19 protein-coding genes are annotated in these 16565 nt (G+C 49.4%); 15 read left to right on the top strand and 4 right to left on the bottom strand.

Annotated features, from left to right (window positions below):
- Positions 1-44: 44 nt before the first annotated feature.
- Both HF679_RS19105 and HF679_RS19100 read left to right on the top strand, forming a co-directional pair.
- Positions 45-260 carry a helix-turn-helix transcriptional regulator gene (locus HF679_RS19105; protein ID WP_187043074.1) on the top strand — a complete coding sequence of 72 codons (216 nt, stop codon included), beginning with the start codon at positions 45-47 and terminating at the stop codon, positions 258-260.
- A 315-nt stretch (positions 261-575) separates the two neighbouring features.
- Entirely contained in the window at positions 576-1148 is a 573-nt protein-coding gene (locus HF679_RS19100; protein WP_187042303.1) for a Bro-N domain-containing protein, read from the top strand.
- 141 nt (positions 1149-1289) lie between these two features.
- On the opposite strand, the gene HF679_RS19095 is transcribed toward HF679_RS19100, so the two are convergent.
- On the bottom strand, positions 1290-1475 hold the full coding sequence (locus HF679_RS19095; RefSeq protein WP_187042302.1) for a YlcI/YnfO family protein: 186 nt from the start codon (positions 1473-1475) through the stop codon (positions 1290-1292).
- Between HF679_RS19095 and HF679_RS25045 the strand changes: the two genes are divergently transcribed.
- From HF679_RS25045 to HF679_RS24920, 8 genes are all read left to right on the top strand, one after another.
- Complete coding sequence (locus HF679_RS25045) at positions 1411-1857, top strand: host cell division inhibitor Icd-like protein (protein WP_410003349.1); 447 nt, start codon at positions 1411-1413, stop codon at positions 1855-1857. The genes HF679_RS19095 and HF679_RS25045 overlap by 65 nt on opposite strands.
- Positions 1844-2032: a hypothetical protein gene (locus HF679_RS19085; protein WP_187042300.1), complete on the top strand. Its 189-nt coding sequence runs from the start codon at positions 1844-1846 to the stop codon at positions 2030-2032. Before HF679_RS25045 ends, HF679_RS19085 begins: the two co-directional genes overlap by 14 nt.
- A 4-nt stretch (positions 2033-2036) precedes the next feature.
- A complete protein-coding gene (locus HF679_RS19080) occupies positions 2037-2351 on the top strand; it encodes a DUF4222 domain-containing protein (RefSeq protein ID WP_187042299.1) in 315 nt (104 codons plus the stop codon).
- On the top strand, positions 2348-4495 hold the full coding sequence (locus HF679_RS19075) for a DUF927 domain-containing protein (RefSeq protein ID WP_187042298.1): 2148 nt from the start codon (positions 2348-2350) through the stop codon (positions 4493-4495). Before HF679_RS19080 ends, HF679_RS19075 begins: the two co-directional genes overlap by 4 nt.
- Positions 4496-4815: 320 nt before the next feature.
- On the top strand, positions 4816-6561 hold the full coding sequence (locus HF679_RS19070) for a hypothetical protein (RefSeq protein ID WP_187042297.1): 1746 nt from the start codon (positions 4816-4818) through the stop codon (positions 6559-6561).
- Positions 6562-6615: 54 nt separating this feature from the next.
- Complete coding sequence (locus HF679_RS19065; protein ID WP_187042296.1) at positions 6616-7758, top strand: hypothetical protein; 1143 nt, start codon at positions 6616-6618, stop codon at positions 7756-7758.
- A gap of 75 nt (positions 7759-7833) precedes the next feature.
- A complete protein-coding gene (locus HF679_RS19060; protein ID WP_187042295.1) occupies positions 7834-8814 on the top strand; it encodes a hypothetical protein in 981 nt (326 codons plus the stop codon).
- A 58-nt stretch (positions 8815-8872) separates the two neighbouring features.
- Positions 8873-9457 (top strand): helix-turn-helix transcriptional regulator, encoded by a 585-nt coding sequence (locus HF679_RS24920; RefSeq protein WP_261802956.1) that lies wholly within the window; start codon positions 8873-8875, stop codon positions 9455-9457.
- Between the two features lie 679 nt (positions 9458-10136).
- On the opposite strand, the gene HF679_RS19050 is transcribed toward HF679_RS24920, so the two are convergent.
- Both HF679_RS19050 and HF679_RS19045 read right to left on the bottom strand, forming a co-directional pair.
- On the bottom strand, positions 10137-10757 hold the full coding sequence (locus HF679_RS19050) for a hypothetical protein (protein ID WP_187042294.1): 621 nt from the start codon (positions 10755-10757) through the stop codon (positions 10137-10139).
- 58 nt (positions 10758-10815) lie between these two features.
- Complete coding sequence (locus tag HF679_RS19045; RefSeq protein WP_187042293.1) at positions 10816-11091, bottom strand: hypothetical protein; 276 nt, start codon at positions 11089-11091, stop codon at positions 10816-10818.
- 125 nt (positions 11092-11216) lie between these two features.
- Here HF679_RS19045 and HF679_RS19040 point away from each other — a divergent pair, with 125 nt between their 5' ends.
- The 3 genes from HF679_RS19040 to HF679_RS19030 all read left to right on the top strand — a co-directional run bounded on the left by HF679_RS19040 (position 11217) and on the right by HF679_RS19030 (position 13660).
- Complete coding sequence (locus tag HF679_RS19040) at positions 11217-12230, top strand: DNA-binding protein (RefSeq protein ID WP_187042292.1); 1014 nt, start codon at positions 11217-11219, stop codon at positions 12228-12230.
- A gap of 8 nt (positions 12231-12238) precedes the next feature.
- Positions 12239-12706: a type II toxin-antitoxin system death-on-curing family toxin gene (locus tag HF679_RS19035; protein WP_154682523.1), complete on the top strand. Its 468-nt coding sequence runs from the start codon at positions 12239-12241 to the stop codon at positions 12704-12706.
- A gap of 336 nt (positions 12707-13042) precedes the next feature.
- Entirely contained in the window at positions 13043-13660 is a 618-nt protein-coding gene (locus HF679_RS19030; protein WP_123757100.1) for a trimeric intracellular cation channel family protein, read from the top strand.
- A gap of 5 nt (positions 13661-13665) precedes the next feature.
- Here HF679_RS19030 and ligB read toward each other — a convergent pair whose 3' ends face one another.
- Positions 13666-15342 (bottom strand): NAD-dependent DNA ligase LigB, encoded by a 1677-nt coding sequence (gene ligB / locus HF679_RS19025; protein WP_123757099.1) that lies wholly within the window; start codon positions 15340-15342, stop codon positions 13666-13668.
- Positions 15343-15599: 257 nt separating this feature from the next.
- Here ligB and gmk point away from each other — a divergent pair, with 257 nt between their 5' ends.
- Positions 15600-16223, top strand: coding sequence for a guanylate kinase (gene gmk / locus HF679_RS19020; protein WP_187043073.1), 624 nt, complete (start codon positions 15600-15602; stop codon positions 16221-16223).
- Between the two features lie 54 nt (positions 16224-16277).
- Positions 16278-16553 (top strand): DNA-directed RNA polymerase subunit omega, encoded by a 276-nt coding sequence (gene rpoZ, locus HF679_RS19015; protein ID WP_004868966.1) that lies wholly within the window; start codon positions 16278-16280, stop codon positions 16551-16553.
- Positions 16554-16565 lie beyond the last annotated feature (12 nt).

Below are 16565 nucleotides of genomic sequence, written 5' to 3'. Positions count from 1 at the left end.
TCCCGTTACGAACCATCAGCCATCAGAAAGAGGTAACGGGATATATGAGAAATCAACCTTACGCACAATCCGCAATTCCAACAACCGGCTACATCCGCCGCTACCGTCTGGCAGAAATGCTGGGTATGAGCCTTTCTACTCTGGATCGCAAGGTACGCAACGGCACTTTACCGAAGCCAACAAAGCTGGGTGAGAAAATCACTGCATTTGACGCAGTGGAGATCAATCGCTGGCTGGAGGAACGTCGCCATTCCGCCTAGTGGGAAACAATACTTGTGAGAACGAATTGTTGTTGTACCGGAAAAGTTATCAACTAAAACGGACTCGATGACGATACGGGGCAAACAACGGGTATAACTGATTATCAATAATCAATATGGATCCAGGTTTCATGCGGGTCTTAGAAAACTACTCTGGGGCCATAAAAGCTGAATCGGCTGCAGACTGCGGTTTCAGCAGGAATGCATCTGATTTTGATTAATCAACCCGTTATGTTGAGACATGGTATTTTTTTTAGGCACAGCAGTCAGGTATCTGTTCGTTGGTGCGATAGCAAAATTTTAGCGGAGTAAAAAGTGACAAAGAAAAAATATGACCTTTCTGGTCAGGGCCAAACTCAGCCCAAAATCAGCCCAGATGATATTTCAGTAATCAACTTTGAGGGTGTAAAAGTCCGCATTGTTAAGAGCAATGGCGAACCCTGGTTCATTATTAAGGATATTTGTGCGGCACTGGAAATCGCCGATCATCTGGTACCTTTGCGCCGTCTGGGCGCACATGAAAAGGGGGAGTATTCAATACCTACCCTTGGAGGCATTCAGCGGATGATTGCCGTTTCTGAATCTGGTTTCTACAAATTGATTGCCCGAAGCCGAAAGGCCTCGACAGAGGGCTCGGCGGCTTTCCGATTCAGCGAGTGGGTATTCGGTGAGGTAATACCTTCGATCCGTAAAACTGGCTCCTATGGTGTGCCGTTTGCGTTCCTGAACGATTTTAGCAAGCGTATGGCGGCGTACCAGCAGGAGGCCAGTAAACGCGGGTACAAGTTGCAACGTTGCAAGGAGGTAAAACAGGCTCTGGAAAGCGAAGAAGCAGAGTTATGGCGCAAGTATCAGCCTGATTTTCTGGAGGGGGCGAGCGATGCGTAATTTCATCACTGTACAAAATAGCCGTATGCCGCTGGTGGAGTATCAAGGGCAAAGAGTGGTCACGTTCTCTATGGTGGATGAGGCCCACCAGCCAAATAAAAAGGGCGAGGTTCGCGGCCTCGCCCTTGGGTACCAAGCGGATCAATCTTCTGACGTATCTGCTTTCTTACGACGCTGTCTGCGCTTAATTTCGCCTTTAGCCGCAGCCACAAGAAACCCCGCAGTACTTTCGCCGGTTTCTTTAAGCTGTTCGATTTCTTCCATGACTTCATGGGGGATTCGAACCGTCGTCATTTGCGACTTAGCATTCTTCGCACCTGTTGCCATTACTGAGACTCCTTTGAGCAGGTGTATTTCAGTATACGCAAGAAAATTAGCAAAAAAAACCTTGAGGTGTATTTCACTTGGGGTTATTTTAAACTCCCCAGGTGACATACACCTAATGAGAGCGAAGCCCGCGGGTGCTACCAACACCAACGGGCCTCTTACCAGCAACGTTAACGGAGATAACGCTATGGCTGTGCCGCAGTGTACCCAAACTCACCCTAAATTTACATGGCGCTTTCTGGCGCTTGGCCTCTCTACCCGTGAAATCCTGTCTGTGGATGCCTCCACTGAGCGAGAAGCTCGGGAGCTAACTCCTTCAGGCTGCGTGATCATTTTCATAGCCCGTACCAGGCTGGTGGAGGTGAATTATGCTCGCAACTAAATATGTTCAGGCTGAGAAATTCAGTGGTCGTGTGCTGGTGACGTTCGAGAACGGCGAAATTATCCGTGAGCAGGTAGCCCGTCAAAACGAACACCTGGCAACCCTTGAGGGATTTATTGAAACCGCGCGCCTGGCCGGTTTTACCGTTATTCCCCCTGCAGCCGTAAGCGAGTAACACCATGAAGAAAATTAAATCCGGATTAAGTTCCGGGGGCAAAACTCAGCCTGAGATCAGACCTGGCGATAAATGGAAAGACAAACATGGCTCTGTCGTTACCGTTTCTGAATATGCCCGGAACAGGGTGATTTATTACCGGGAGGGTTACTCCTCCCCGTGTATCTGCTCATCGGAAAGGCTGAGGCGTGACTTTCGGCTGGTTGCCAAAGCCCCACCAGCGCAAAGCAGTGATTTAAGCAGAGTCATGAGCGTTACGGGCGCAGAAAGAATCAGGGTTGTACGGGAAATTATTCAGGAACGGGGAAAGCGAAAATGAAAAACGCACCGAATTTAAAAAATCTGCCGAAGGACAAATTCACGGAGGCGATTATTTTTGCTGGCGCGGATGCCTGGGTGCATGCAAAAGCCTGGCAGGAAAATAACCCGGCGCATGACACCGTTCCTCCGGTCACGCTGGGTACCTCCCAGTTAACCGAACTGGATAACCTGCGAATCATCGATCACGGGCGCCGCTATGCCCGTGTTTATCGTGCCGGGGAACTGGAGCAGGAAACCATTACGGCCATTGCCACGCAGCTGGCGATAGCAGGGGTGCAGGAAGCCCGTTTTTATTCTGAAAGCTACGAACTGCTGGAGAACTGGACGGCGCAGCTGCCCCGGCTGAAGGCTGCTGCCGAAGAAAAACAGTCAGCGGTACCCGCAAACAAGGCCACCCGCAAACCCCATGACACCCACGGTGACGCGCTCAGGTCACACGTTGAGAGCCGCGCTGACGGTGTGTTCTGGGTAGAGCCAAAACAGGACCGTGATTCAGGCGAGGTGATTAACCGTGAAAGCTGGCTGTGTTCGCCGCTCGATGTAACCGGCATCGGGACCGACGGTACCGAGCGTTTCCTGATATTGCGCTGGCTGGCTCAGGGGGCATCGACTGAAACCACACAGGCCATTCCCCTGGCTGATATTGGTGAACGGGAGGGCTGGCGCAAGCTAAAGGCTGGTGGGGTGAACGTGACCACCAGAACAGGCCTTCGCGCCACCCTGGCTGACTGGCTGCAGCGTTCTGGTAACGGTGAGGTCTGGCAGGTATCACACGCCACAGGCTGGCAGCATGGCGCATACATCATGCCTGACGGGGAAATCATTGGTACACCTGCAGCCCCTGTCCTGTTTAACGGCCGTAGTTCTGCCGCAGCCGGCTACACGCTGAAGGGCACTGCAGAGGGCTGGCGTGAAAGCGTGGGACGCTTAGCCGCAGGGAATTACTCCATGATGACGGGTATTGCCGCGGCACTCGCCGCACCGCTTATCGGGCTGGTGGAGGCTGACGGCTTCGGGCTGCATTTCTACGAGCAGTCGAGCGCAGGTAAAACCACGACCGCCAACGTCGCTGCCAGCCTGTACGGAAATCCTGACCTGTTGCGCCTGACGTGGTACGGGACGGCGCTGGGGCTGGCAAACGAAGCAGCGGCCCACAATGACGCGCTGATGCCCCTGGATGAAATCGGGCAGGGTGCTGACCCCGTGGAGGTCTATAAGTCGGCCTACGCCCTGTTTAACGGCACAGGCAAGCTGCAGGGCGCGAAGGAAGGCGGTAACCGGGAGCTGAAACGCTGGCGAACGGTCGCTGTCAGTACGGGGGAGGTGGATTTAGAAACCTTCATCGCCGGGGCGGGGCGCAAGGCCAAAGCGGGCCAGCTGGTACGCCTTCTGAATATCCCTCTCAGCAAGGCCATTCATTTTCAGGAATACCAGAACGGGAAGCAGCACGCCGATGCGCTGAAAGATGCCTGGCAGCACCAGCACGGGGCAGCAGGGCGTGAATGGGTTAAATGGCTGGCGGACCACCAGCAGGAAGCGAAAGACGCTGTGAGGGCGGCAGAGGCACGCTGGCGCAGTCTTATTCCTGCCGACTATGGGGAACAGGTTCACCGTGTAGGGGCGCGGTTTGCGATCCTTGAGGCGGCGCTGGTGCTGGGGGAAGTGATAACCGGATGGGACACACAGACCAGCCGTGATGCCATACAGCACAGCTTTAATGCCTGGGTGCGCGAGTTCGGCACAGGGAACAAAGAACACCAGCAGATTATTGAGCAGTGTGAGGCCTTTCTTAACGCCTATGGCATGAGCCGTTTCGCTCCGCTGGATTATGACCCGCGCGATTTACCTATCCACGAACTGTACGGCTACAGGGACAAAGGCGGCGAGTCAGATGAACCTGTGCTGTTTTATGTCCTGCCTGCGCCGTTCAGGGATCAGCTTGCAAAAGGATTCAACAAGGACACCGCCGCACGAATTCTCAGTGAGGCCGGAATGCTGAAAAAGTCCTCCAGCGTTAAGGGGTGGCAAATCCGCATGCCACGGCTCAGACACCTGAACAATGCCCGCCCCTGGGCGTATGCGTTGTTCTTCGCGCCGGAGGCTGAACCAGAGCCAGAACAAAAACTCACACGCGAGGCATAAAACAGTTAGCCCAGTTAGACCAGATAGCAGGTGAAATAATTAACTCATTGTTATTTATATAAACCTTATCCAAAAACTGGTCTAACTCTGGGCTAAATATTGGTGTGTTTGGGCTAAATATTCATGTTTCTGGGCTAACTAATCCTCAGAGGAGGGCTGGTCCAACCCAAAAATCCGCAAATTTAGCCCAAACCCCTAACGAGTTAGCCCAAGAAATCAGAGTGCATTCAGTTAAATCAACAAGTTAAGTGCGTTGGGCTAAATGGTCCAACTGGGCTGACTACTTTTCTGTGTATATAACGAATTTTTCAGGAGTGGAAATGAGCGATCGTTCAAACGTGATAGATGAATTACTGATGTCCCTGAGGCTGGAAACTGATGCCAGCTCTTTCAGAAAGGCCAGCGACACAATCAACGGGATAAAAAGCAGCATGCTTCAGCTTGCTGCAGCGACCGGAACGGGGATGGGATTTAAGGCTGTCACCAGTGACCTGGCAGTTACCGTCCAGGGCATGATGAATCTTTCCCGCAATACAGGCCTTGCGGTAGAGAAAATCCGGGCGTTAAAGCATTCTTTCGCCATGCTGACGGGCAACGGGAATGATGCTGTCGGGTTTATCCAGAAGATGAAGCAGCTGCAGTTTACAATTGACAGCCATACACTGAATGAGAAGGCGTACATCAGCGGGGCGTTTTCACCGGAAAAATTTAACGCCGAATATAAACGGGATCCGATGGCTGCAGTTCGCTATTACCTGGAGTCTGTAAACAGGGAACAGGCTCCGACCCGGCGTCAGGAGCTGATTAACTCAACAATCGGACAGGATGAAAAAATACAGGCCTTTCTGAACGCTGGTGTACAGCACCTTGATAAATCCATGCAGTCATGGTCGCAGGTAGGAAGGAATATGCCTGAAAATCTGGATGCCGATACCGAACTGTTTATTCAGCGTATGGGGATGCTTCAGACCCAGTTCAGCCAGCTGGCTGAAAGTATAGGTTCTGACCTTTACCCAGTGATTAATGATGTACTGGGTATCATTTCAGATTTCATCAGAGAGCACCCAGGGGCATCTAAGGCGCTGGCTTATGGCACAATGGCTGGTGGCACGCTCGGGGCAGCAGCATTGCTGAAAGGCTTATTCACCCGAGGGGCGGCAATTAAGTTTTCCGGTGGCGGTTCCGCTGCGGCGGCCGCAGGAGGAAGTGCATTAGGAATGGTTCCGCAGCTGGCTCTTGCTGCAGGTACGGCTTACATGACTGAACCCTTGCTGGATAGTGCACTGAATACTGCCTTTGGGAACTTTGATTACTTCCAGCGTTTGCGTACTGCCCAGACCTGGGGAGACTTCGGTGATGCTCTCATGGGGAAAGGGGATGCCCACTGGAACGGAGGGAAATGGGTTGATAATCGTGGCGGCTTACCTGGTGTCACAGGACAGGCAAACGGTGGTACTTCGCTCCCGCGGGGGATCCGTAACAATAATCCCGGCAATCTTAATTTTGCGGGTCAGCGTGGCGCTTCGCTGGAAGGTGGCCCCGGGGGAAGGTTTGCCACTTTTGATTCTATGGACGAGGGCGTAGCGGCACTTCATCGCCAGCTGGGGCTCTATCTTCAACGCGGGAAAAATACCATATCCTCCATTGTGAAGACCTACGCCCCGTCATCTGATGGCAACAACGTCGGCGCATACATTCAGGCGCTGTCGAAAAAAACAGGCTTAGATCCCAATGCGGTGATATCTGCAGGCGATACCCAGACGATGGTTAATCTCATGAAGGGGATTATCGATCATGAGAACGGGGGCAATTATCTTTCCAAAGGTGATATATCACGCGTCATAAGCAGCGGGATGAATTACGACCCCATGCAGTACCTTAGTGGCTATGGCGCTCCTGTGGTTTCATCCACCAGCAGCCATACCGGAGGAACCATCAATCAGACAAACCACTACAACATAACTGCTGGTGGCGTGGATGCCGACGGCCTGGTGAGGCGTATCAAGCAGGAACAGTCGGAGGACATTCATCAGGCATTGAATATGACCAAGACTGACAAATTCTAATACCCCTAACTTCCTGATAGGATTAATCCGAATACTTTCAACTGGGATAGGGATATGAAGAAAACTTTGATTGCAACATTAGTGGGCATAACGATGTTAACCGGGTGTGGGCCACAAGAGTTAACCCCGGAACAAAAACAGGAAGTTGCGGCTCTTAAGACTGAGCTATCACAGACTGAGGGCGAAATCTCAGCAGCGAAAGAAGTTGATCAACAATTTTCTGGTGGGCTGATCAAGAATTTAACCACCGCAAGACTTGAAGTTTTGGGAACGAATAAGGCTCTTTTGGAACAGCGTATAAATGCTATTGAGTCCGGTGCCAAAATTGATTTAGTAGTCTCTGGTACCAAGCCAGACCCTGAACTTGCGGCCTCCATTAAAACAGAGATCGATAATCTGACTGCAAAAATCAACGAAGCTAAAGCAGATGCCAGCCAGTACACTGGCGGTTTGATACAGGTACTCAAACTATCAGCCGTTGCCACTGAAGAACAAAGCATGGCTATGCTGCAGCAAAAATATCTAACCGCTAAGTATGGTCTCGCTGAAGTTAAGCTGGCACCAATTCAGGACAGTGCAGCAACCGCCAGTGACAAGAAGGAAGCAACGGCTAAAACTACACAAGAACAACCCCCTCTTTTGCCACCCGCTGAAGGCCCGTTCGGTCTTGAGGCTGGTCTGACCCAGAAAAATATCGAAGATATGATCGGGGCAAAGCTAAAACCACTACCGGACAGCGTGAATCTCTATACTTCCGATAAACTACCAAAGCAAAACGCGGATTTTGAAATGTATGGTTTGTTGATCTCGCCTAAAGCTGGCTTATGTCAAATTAGGGCTGTCGGTAAAAACATTGATACCGATAGCTATGGGCTTGCCTTAAAATCCCGGTTTGAAGATTTAAGTAGCTCGTTAAGCTCACTTTATGGAAAGGCAGAAACCACAGACCTTTTACTGGCTGGTTCAATCTGGAAAGAGCCTCAGGACTGGATGATGGGGCTAAATAAAAAAGAGCGCTTCCTATCCGCCACCTGGAAAGGCACAAAAGAAACGCCGCTAAAAAATAATATTGGCGCTATTTCTATCGAAGCCAGAGCGAACAGTTCTGCACAGGGATATGTTTACCTACAGTATACATTTACAAATGATGATGTTTGTCAGGCGGAGATTGAGGGAGCGAAAAAGAGCTCTCTGTAACTAATCACGCAAAAGCCTCATGAATTGGGGCTTTACTGATGTTGATATAAATATATTGTGTAAAACGGGAGAGATATGAATTCACGTGATGAAGCTGGTTCGTTTGGTTTACCTGAAGGAGAGAAAGGTGAAATCATCACCATGATAGATTTTGGTGAGTTTATGGAGGTTTACACAGAACAATCCACATATAAACTCATGACTCCAGATAGTATTGATCCTAAGAGAGAACATCAAAACGTACCCTGGGTGTATACTAAAATTTCTGACTTTGGAGCATCTAATCCTTTAGTTGCTAATACTGTAATTATGGTTAACGAGTTTTTAAGGCAACTTTACTCCAATGAGGATAGTAATCGCATTCAAATTATTAGTAAGGCGAGAGATATAAAAAATGTTTTGTTGAATTACTTGCTCTCTCTGCAGTCTTTGATAGACAATTCAAATTCTGAAATCAAAAAGTTTATTGAAAATGGAAGTGTCATGAATGGTAAGGCTCATGCTTATTTCCCTCAGTTAAAAGAGCTAGATGGACATGCAACGGATTTTTTGATTTCAGCCAAGCGATGCATCCAGGAAATTTCTGTGATGGTGAATTTTTTCTTACCATTAAAGAGCAAGCATGGGCGAATTGATAGGTTGTTAAAGGATGTAAAGACAAATCATCAGGATGCGACAATGCTAATCAATGTTCTAAAAGAACACTTGCCGATGTGCGAGCATATTTATAGTTTTAGGAATGCACAGGAACACGCCGCCACAACTGATGCGCCGTTGATAGTCAATAACTTTAGCTTTGAAAATGGAAATGAAATTAATCCTCCCAAATGGGGGATAAAAGGACAGGGATTTAAGTGTGTTCATGAAGAAGCAAATGAAATACTTTGGTTCCTGATTACATTTTTTGAAGAGGTATTTTTATCATGTGTGTCGTTGGTCTTTCCAACATTCCCAAAATATGAAATAGTTTTTAATGAAAACCCAGTGAAAAAGAACCCCGTGCGCTACAGACTCCATTTATCACTTCCAGATGAATTTATTAATAAAGAGCAGTAAAACGCATCTTTATGCAACTTATAATGTAGTGGGGTTGGCTAACTTTTATGGAGTGTATATGTTGTTAACTAAAGCAGCTTATGCCCGTCACTGTGGTGTGAGCCGCCAGACTGTCTATGATTGGGTAGCCAAGGGTGAAGTAGTGATGTCCGGTAGCAAAATTGACGTTGAAGCTACTGAACAAATGCAGCATGGCAACGAACATTCTGAGGGCAAGGACTACCTGGTTCTGTCTGCCTCACAGGTAATTGAATGGATTCATACCAATCAGGACAAGTTCCCTGCGGCGCAAAGCCAGGAAGAGGCAAAACAGCTACTGGAAGCCGCCACCCAGTTAATTTCATACGATATTGAGTACCTGTTTGATGGAGACGGAGAAGAGGTTGTCAGGCTTTATCACGAACCCGACGATTGCGAGCACTATTTCCATGGGTTTCACCAGCTGGGCAATGCTATAGCCTTCATACAGGATTTTATCTTGGCAGATTGCCTGAGGATGAAATTACGCGGGAAAGGAGACCATATTGACCCTGAGTGGGACCGTTGGTCAATAAAGGGGCTTAAGGCATTGTGTACGCCGACTGAAACAGATGAGGCTCGTTTAAAGCGCTTCCACGAACACATGGGGGAGGATGAAAGTTAGTGTTGAAAAGTATGCTGTAAGTCATTGCCCAGGGGAAAAGCTTAAACTCAGTACAGCCTCAATCAAAACGCCCATCCAAAGTGGGAACCTACTCTCTGGCTCTTGCTATCGCGGTGTCCAAGAAAAATACGAGCCGAAAATATACAGAATTATTAAGGTCAAGGACGGCTTTCAGGAGAAAAGTGTCAAGTTGGTATGCTAAGAAATGCTAAGGTTTAGGGCAAAAAAAAGAAAAGTGTAAACCAGCCTACAGGCCTTGTGATTACTGGTTTTTTCGTTATGAAGAGCTTCGGTTTTAGTCAGAAAACCCCGTAACTTTGGATAAAATGTGTCAACCTGCGATGCTTAGAAATGCCAGGGTTTTTGCGCAAAAAATGCGTAGTTCCTAAGAAATCCTAAGGTTTGATGGGGCAGAACGGCAAGTATAAACCACGCTGAGAACGGTACGAATACCGGGCTAAGGACAAATCTGTCAAGTGATGATGTATAGAAATGTTAAGGTTCGCGCGGGATGAAAAGCAAAAGTGTAAAGTGACCATCCTCACTTGCGCCAGCCCCCCAAGAGTCATGGCTGGTTTTATGCTCCTGTTTCCCTCACAACGTCTGGAAGAGTGAAAGGAACTGAGCAGGGGTGCTTAAGTTACAGTTGCTTCAGTCAGTTTGCTTAATTATGTACGAGTTACTTTTTTCCCAGATCTAACTCAGAGCGCATTTGGTTAATTATCTTGTCCTTGAGTTCTTTAATTTGTTCAGCTTTAGCTTTCATTTTCTTAGCTATTGGGGCATCCAGATCAGGGGCAATAAGCACTTGATTGAGTTCACCTAACCATTCAGAAGTCATTTTCATAATTTCCTGATTCAATTGCTCAAACTCAGCAGTTAGCATGAAAAGTTCATCAGAACCTAAAATTTTCAGTGAGGTGATTTCTTCAGTCGCCTTTCGATGAGAATCTTGGATTTGTGAAGGAAATCGACCTATTTCATCGCTGAATTTGACCATTGCTTCTGGTGAGCTATTGGACTCGAGTAACTCTCTAAACGCGTTTCTTAATGTAACCTTGGTAAACTTCTCGTAATCTACGCCCACTCCAGCAGCAGCTTCTTCATACTTTTTGAAGTAATCAGTATAAACTTTTGTTCTGATGTCTAAAGTTTTATATCTAAGTTCCCTCCTTGCCTTTGTATGATGTATTAAAATTGGAACGATTACTGATGCTAGCACTGCCGTAATTGCAGGAATTACTAGTTTAGGATCAAGCCACAACGTATTACATGCTGTTTCTAAAATATCGTTAGCCATATACCCTACTTTTATCTTTTTTAAAGTGTAAAGCCCCAATTAGGGGCTCTCAGGAAAACTACGGGAATACTGACCACCCATGCATCGCAAGAACCTCTTTTTCCAACTCCACCGATTCAGGTGAATTAATTTTCAATTCCGGAAGTAAAATGTAATAACAATCTTCATCGAACTGACAGACAACCTGAGAGATCTCAAGTGACTCATGCCACATTGAATCCTGAATGAACATTCCAGGTGTGGGCAGTAAGTTGGTTTCATAAGTTTTAGTGATCTGCTTGTAAGGCTCACCTTCTGGCAACACCATCATTCTCTGTGCTTTGATCATGGTCATAGAATCCTTTAATTTTGTAGATTGCGATACTTAGGCAAATAAGCAATATATCATCTTTCAGCTTATCAATTTCATCAACAAAAATGCTATCTTATGGTCATTCTTGCTTCTTTGTAGGTGTCAACATGGCTAAAGACTTAACAACCTCTGCTCATGACAGACAGAACATCCTTAACAATTCTTATGCCTTGAGCCATGCAGAAAAACACATGGCCTTGGGAGGCATTGAGTTCAACGGTGAAAGGCTTTTTACTAAAAATCAGCTCATGGAGATTTTCAGTATTAGCGATGCGACTGTGGAACGATACATTGCAAATCATAGTGATGAGTTGAAGAACAACGGCTACCGTTTGATAAAAGGGAAAGAGCTAAGAGAATTCAAGAGCTTAGACCATGTCTCCCTCATCAATGAGGGTAACAAGGCACCAACCATCGGGGTGTTCAATTTTAGAGCAGTTTTGAACTTCGCGATGCTACTTGCTGAGAGTGAACAAGCAAAAATCATTCGAACAAGATTATTAGATATAGTGATTGATACTCTTGCTGAGCGTGCAGGCGGCCATACTAAGTACATAAACCAAAGAGATGAGAACTATCTTCTCGCTTCATTTCAAGAAGAAAGCTATCGCAAGCAGTTCACAGATGCTTTGGAAGAGTGTGTTGAAGGCAATAATTGGAAATATGCAAAATTCACGAACCTTGTTTATCAGAGCATTTTTCATGAAGATGCTGCAGAGTACCGTAAGGTACTGAATTTAGCCCAAAAAGATAAAATTAGAGATACTATGTACTCGGAAGTTCTTACTCTGATTGCAGGATTTGAGTCTGGTATCGCGCACGAACTAAAAAACGAGTTTAATCGACTAGGAAGGAAATTGACTCAGCCAGAAGCTGAAACATTATTCAGGCAGTTCGAATCACATCCCCTCTTTAAGCCTATGATGCTTGATGCGCGCTCGAAAATGGCAAGTAGAGATTTGTGTTTTCGTGACGCGCTGCACGAAAAATTAGAAGCTTATGTTAGAGCCGTTCCTGAAGCTGATTTCGAGAGATTCTTAGGTGAAAAAAGCAAATCGCTTGAAGAACGGTTAAATGACCCTGAAACCTTAGAAGTTTTCAAGCGACTTAAAGATCGCTAAGGAAAACCATGGAAGAGCTACGCTTCAACTATTTTGATATTGAGCACGCGATTACTGTTCATGATTGGATAATAGTAAAGTCAGGTGGTTTCGAAGGAATCAGGGATATCGGTATTTTAGAAAGTGCATTAGACCACATCCAAAATGATTGGTACTACCCTGGTTTTGTGGACAAGCTTGCACACTTGTTTTTTGCCATCAATAAATTTCATGCTTTCAACGATGGCAACAAACGCTCAAGTATTGCCCTCTCCACATATTTCTTAGAAATCAATGGACTAGGGCATTGTGTTAATTTTTTTGCGCAAGAAATGGAAAACATTGCTGTTTGGGTTGCAGATGGAGCAATTGAGAAAGAGTTGCTCGGCGCAATCATTCATGACTTGGTTCTATGTGAAGAGCTTCTGGAAAGCACAAAACTGGAAATTGCTCTTGCAGTTTCAGCTTATGAAGCCCGCAAGGCAGAGCAGCCATGAACTAAAGTCTAAACACTTAAAATTTGTGTACCCAAGGGTGTACACAAATTCATATCCAGTATATGACAACTCCATTAAAACAAGGCCTCTACTCAAATACTAAACAAACAGATTCAGAATATCGAGTAATCGCTTTTGCTGGCTCTCTGCATAGTGAGCCAGCATTATTTTTTCTTATCTGTTTTTTCGCCATCGACCCACAATCATCCCTGAATGACTCGCCACATCCAACCTCATACATTAGTTTTTCCTGGGGAAAACGCTTCGCCTTAGAAAATCTCAATCGTGATCTTGCGCACAAATCGCTAACCTTCCCGGCATCACTGTGGGGGATCTATGCTGCTTCATATTCTTTATTTAATTGGTATCACCGCCGAAGCGATGACCGGTGCTCTGGCGGCCGGGCGCCGCCGGATGGATACCTTCGGCGTCATTATCATTGCGACCGCAACCGCACTGGGCGGTGGTTCAGTCCGGGATATCCTGCTGGGACACTACCCGCTCGGATGGGTCAAGAACCCGGAATACGTCATTATTGTTGCCGTTGCCGCGGTACTCACCACCATTGCCGCGCCGGTGATGCCCCATTTACGCCGTTTGTTTCTGGTCCTCGACGCCCTGGGCCTGATCGTCTTCTCCATCATCGGTGCACAGATTGCGCTGGATATGGGAGAAGGGCCGGTCATCGCCTCCATCGCGGCAGTGGTCACCGGGGTATTCGGCGGCGTATTGCGGGATATGTTCTGCAAACGCATCCCACTGGTGTTCCAGAAAGAACTGTATGCCGGCATCTCATTTGCCGCTGCTATCCTCTATATCGCCCTGCAACACTACGTCAGCAGCCACGATGTGGTGGTTATCTCCACCCTGTTGTTTGGCTTTACCGCCCGCATGCTGGCGCTACGTTGGAAGCTGGGACTGCCCGTCTTCAACTACAACCATAGCGCTCACTGATCGCGTCAAAACCCCGGAATACCTTGCCTGCCGAGCCAGTACGCCAGCGCGGCAACCTCCGGGTGCTGAAGAAAAATGACCAGCTGTCGGGCGCGCTCTGCGCCCACCCCAGGCAGGCGCTGCCACTGCGCTTCATTGCGCGCCTGGAGCTGCTGCCAGCTCTCCCCCGCCAGACCGGCCAGCGCCACCTGAGGAATCGGTATCCCCATTGCCTGTATCCAGCGCAGAAACGGCTGCTCGCGAGCCAGATTAAACTGATGCCATAACCGCTGTCCCCGTGCCGCAGAGATCCCTGGAATCCGCGCCAGCTGCTGGGGGGTTAATGTCAGCCAGGAGAAAAGATGCTCCAGCGGGTGGGTAAGCTGAATGGTCCGCCATACCGACTCCCCGACACCATCAAGATTCAGTATCGGTTTTGACGACAGCCAGACCAGCCGGGAGAGAAACTGTTCACTGCAGCCAGGCGCCAGGAAATAACAGCTCAGTGGCGTATAACGTTCCGCCGGCGGCTGCGGTTTATCCCGCGGGCTTACCCGCCATACCACGCGGTCGATACGCGGAATACCCTGGCCTGCCAGGCTGATCTGCAACTGGTCGCCGCGGCCAATATCCAGACGCTTCCAGCGAGACAGCGACCCGACACTCACCCGCTGAACCAGCTTGTCATCCAGGCGCTCCGGTTCCAGCCGGGCCACCACGGCAATGTTGCCGCTGCGCCCGATGCGAAACTGGATGTCGCGGACCTCCATCAGCCGCGACATCGGCGGATATTTCCATGCGACTACCCACTCTCCCTGCCCTGGTGACCAGTATCGCCCGGCGGGCTCCTGCCCACGGCGCACAACCACGCCATCGGTAGCAAATGGCAGCGCTGAGGTTAGCCAACGCCCGCGCCACTGTTCCACCTGCCGCACGGTGGTTACCGGCTGCGAAAAACGGGCGCTATGGTGAAATCCGCCTTCTTCCAGCAGCTTCAGGCGCTGACGCATGTCCTGGGGACCATCTGGCCACGCCCAGATAAAAAGACCCAGGCCCGCCAGCTGGCCGGGGGATTCCCGGCGCATCATCATCCCGGCGACTTTCGCCCGGGCGTTCATGCCCCCCATCTGCTTCTGCACATGCCCGGTATGCTGCAGGAAAATCTCGCCCTGCAGCACGCTGTTCGCCAGTTCGCCTTGCGTGATCGCGGGAATCGCCGGGATCTGCCGCACTTTGTCCGTCCACGCCTCGCCGCTGCGCCCGTTTCCGCGGCTGATGGCCTGAACCAGTCGCCCGTCGCGGTACACCAGCGTCACGGCCACACCATCGACCTTCGGCTGTACCCAGAGATCCGTTTTACCGCGCATCCACCGGGCAACGTCGGCCTTATCCGCCAGTTTACGCACGCCGGTATGCGCAACCGGATGGCTGGCCGCTCCGGTTGCCGGCGGCGGGTCATCGTCACGGGGAGAGGCAATCGACGCGCAGCGCTGCCACTGCTGCAATCGCGCCAGCAGCTGATCGTAGACGTCGTCGCTGACGTCGCTGCGCCCTTCCCGCCAGTAAGCATTGTTCCAGTCTGTGACCTGCTGATTCAGGCGAGCGATTTCCTGCTCGGCCTGCGCCTGCGGCCACTCGGGACACGCCGCCTGCCCGTATTCCATCACCAGCCACAGGCCGATTGCCCAGATCCCTTTCTGCATGATCCCGCCTCCTGTTTTGCTCGCGGTCATTGTGTCGGAGAAGGTATTTTCCAGGCGATGGGCGATTTTTCAGGTTGCGATCGGGCTTCCTGACTTTGTCCTTCAGCGCTGCAAGACGCAGCGAAATCAGGGAAACGGCAGGCAAAATGAAAGAAACAGAAGCAAAATGTGTGACAGGGACTGCGTCACAGTGCAGCGCCGTGTATAATAGGCTCGTATGTAGTTTCTCTTTCGATCATCACATACAAAAGACTCTCATGGCTCAAGGCACGCTTTATATTGTTTCCGCCCCAAGTGGCGCGGGTAAATCCAGCCTGATTCAGGCTTTATTGAAAACCCAACCGCTGTACGACACCCAGGTTTCTGTTTCACATACCACGCGCGCGGCGCGTCCGGGTGAAGTGCACGGTGAACACTATTTCTTTGTTAATCACCACGATTTCAGAGCGATGATTGCCAGAGATGCATTTCTTGAGCACGCAGAAGTATTTGGCAACTATTACGGCACCTCGCGCGAAACCATCGAGCAGGTACTGGCAACCGGCGTCGACGTGTTCCTCGATATCGACTGGCAGGGTGCTCAGCAAATCCGTCAAAAAATGCCGGGCGCGCGCAGCATTTTCATTCTGCCGCCGTCAAAAGATGAGCTTGACCGCCGCCTGCGTGGCCGCGGCCAGGACAGCGAAGAGGTGATCGCAAAACGTATGGCGCAGGCTGTTGCAGAAATGAGCCATTACGCGGAATATGATTACCTTATTGTGAATGATGATTTTGATACCGCCTTGAGCGATCTGAAAAACATTATTCGCGCCGAACGTCTGCGCATGAGCCGCCAAAAGCAGCGACATGGCGCTTTAATCACCAAACTGTTGGCAGACTGAACCCACATTCAGTATCATGCCCAGTCATTTCTTCATCTGTGGAGCATTTTAAGTATGGCACGCGTAACTGTTCAGGACGCTGTAGAGAAAATTGGTAACCGTTTTGACCTGGTACTGGTCGCCGCGCGTCGCGCTCGTCAGATGCAGGTAGGCGGAAAAGATCCGCTGGTTCCGGAAGAAAACGATAAAACTACCGTTATCGCGCTGCGCGAAATCGAAGAAGGTCTGATCAACAACCAGATCCTCGACGTCCGCGATCGTCAGGAACAGCAAGAGCAGGAAGCCGCTGAATTACAAGCTGTTACCGCTATTGCTGAAGGTCGTCGTTAATCACGCAGTGGG

It is taken from the genome of Enterobacter sp. JUb54 (assembly GCF_014298075.1).
Classification (GTDB): Bacteria; Pseudomonadota; Gammaproteobacteria; order Enterobacterales; family Enterobacteriaceae; genus Klebsiella; species Klebsiella lignicola.
The sequence above is the reverse complement of the archived record's forward strand: the minus strand, read 5'-3'. Positions and strand labels throughout refer to the sequence as shown.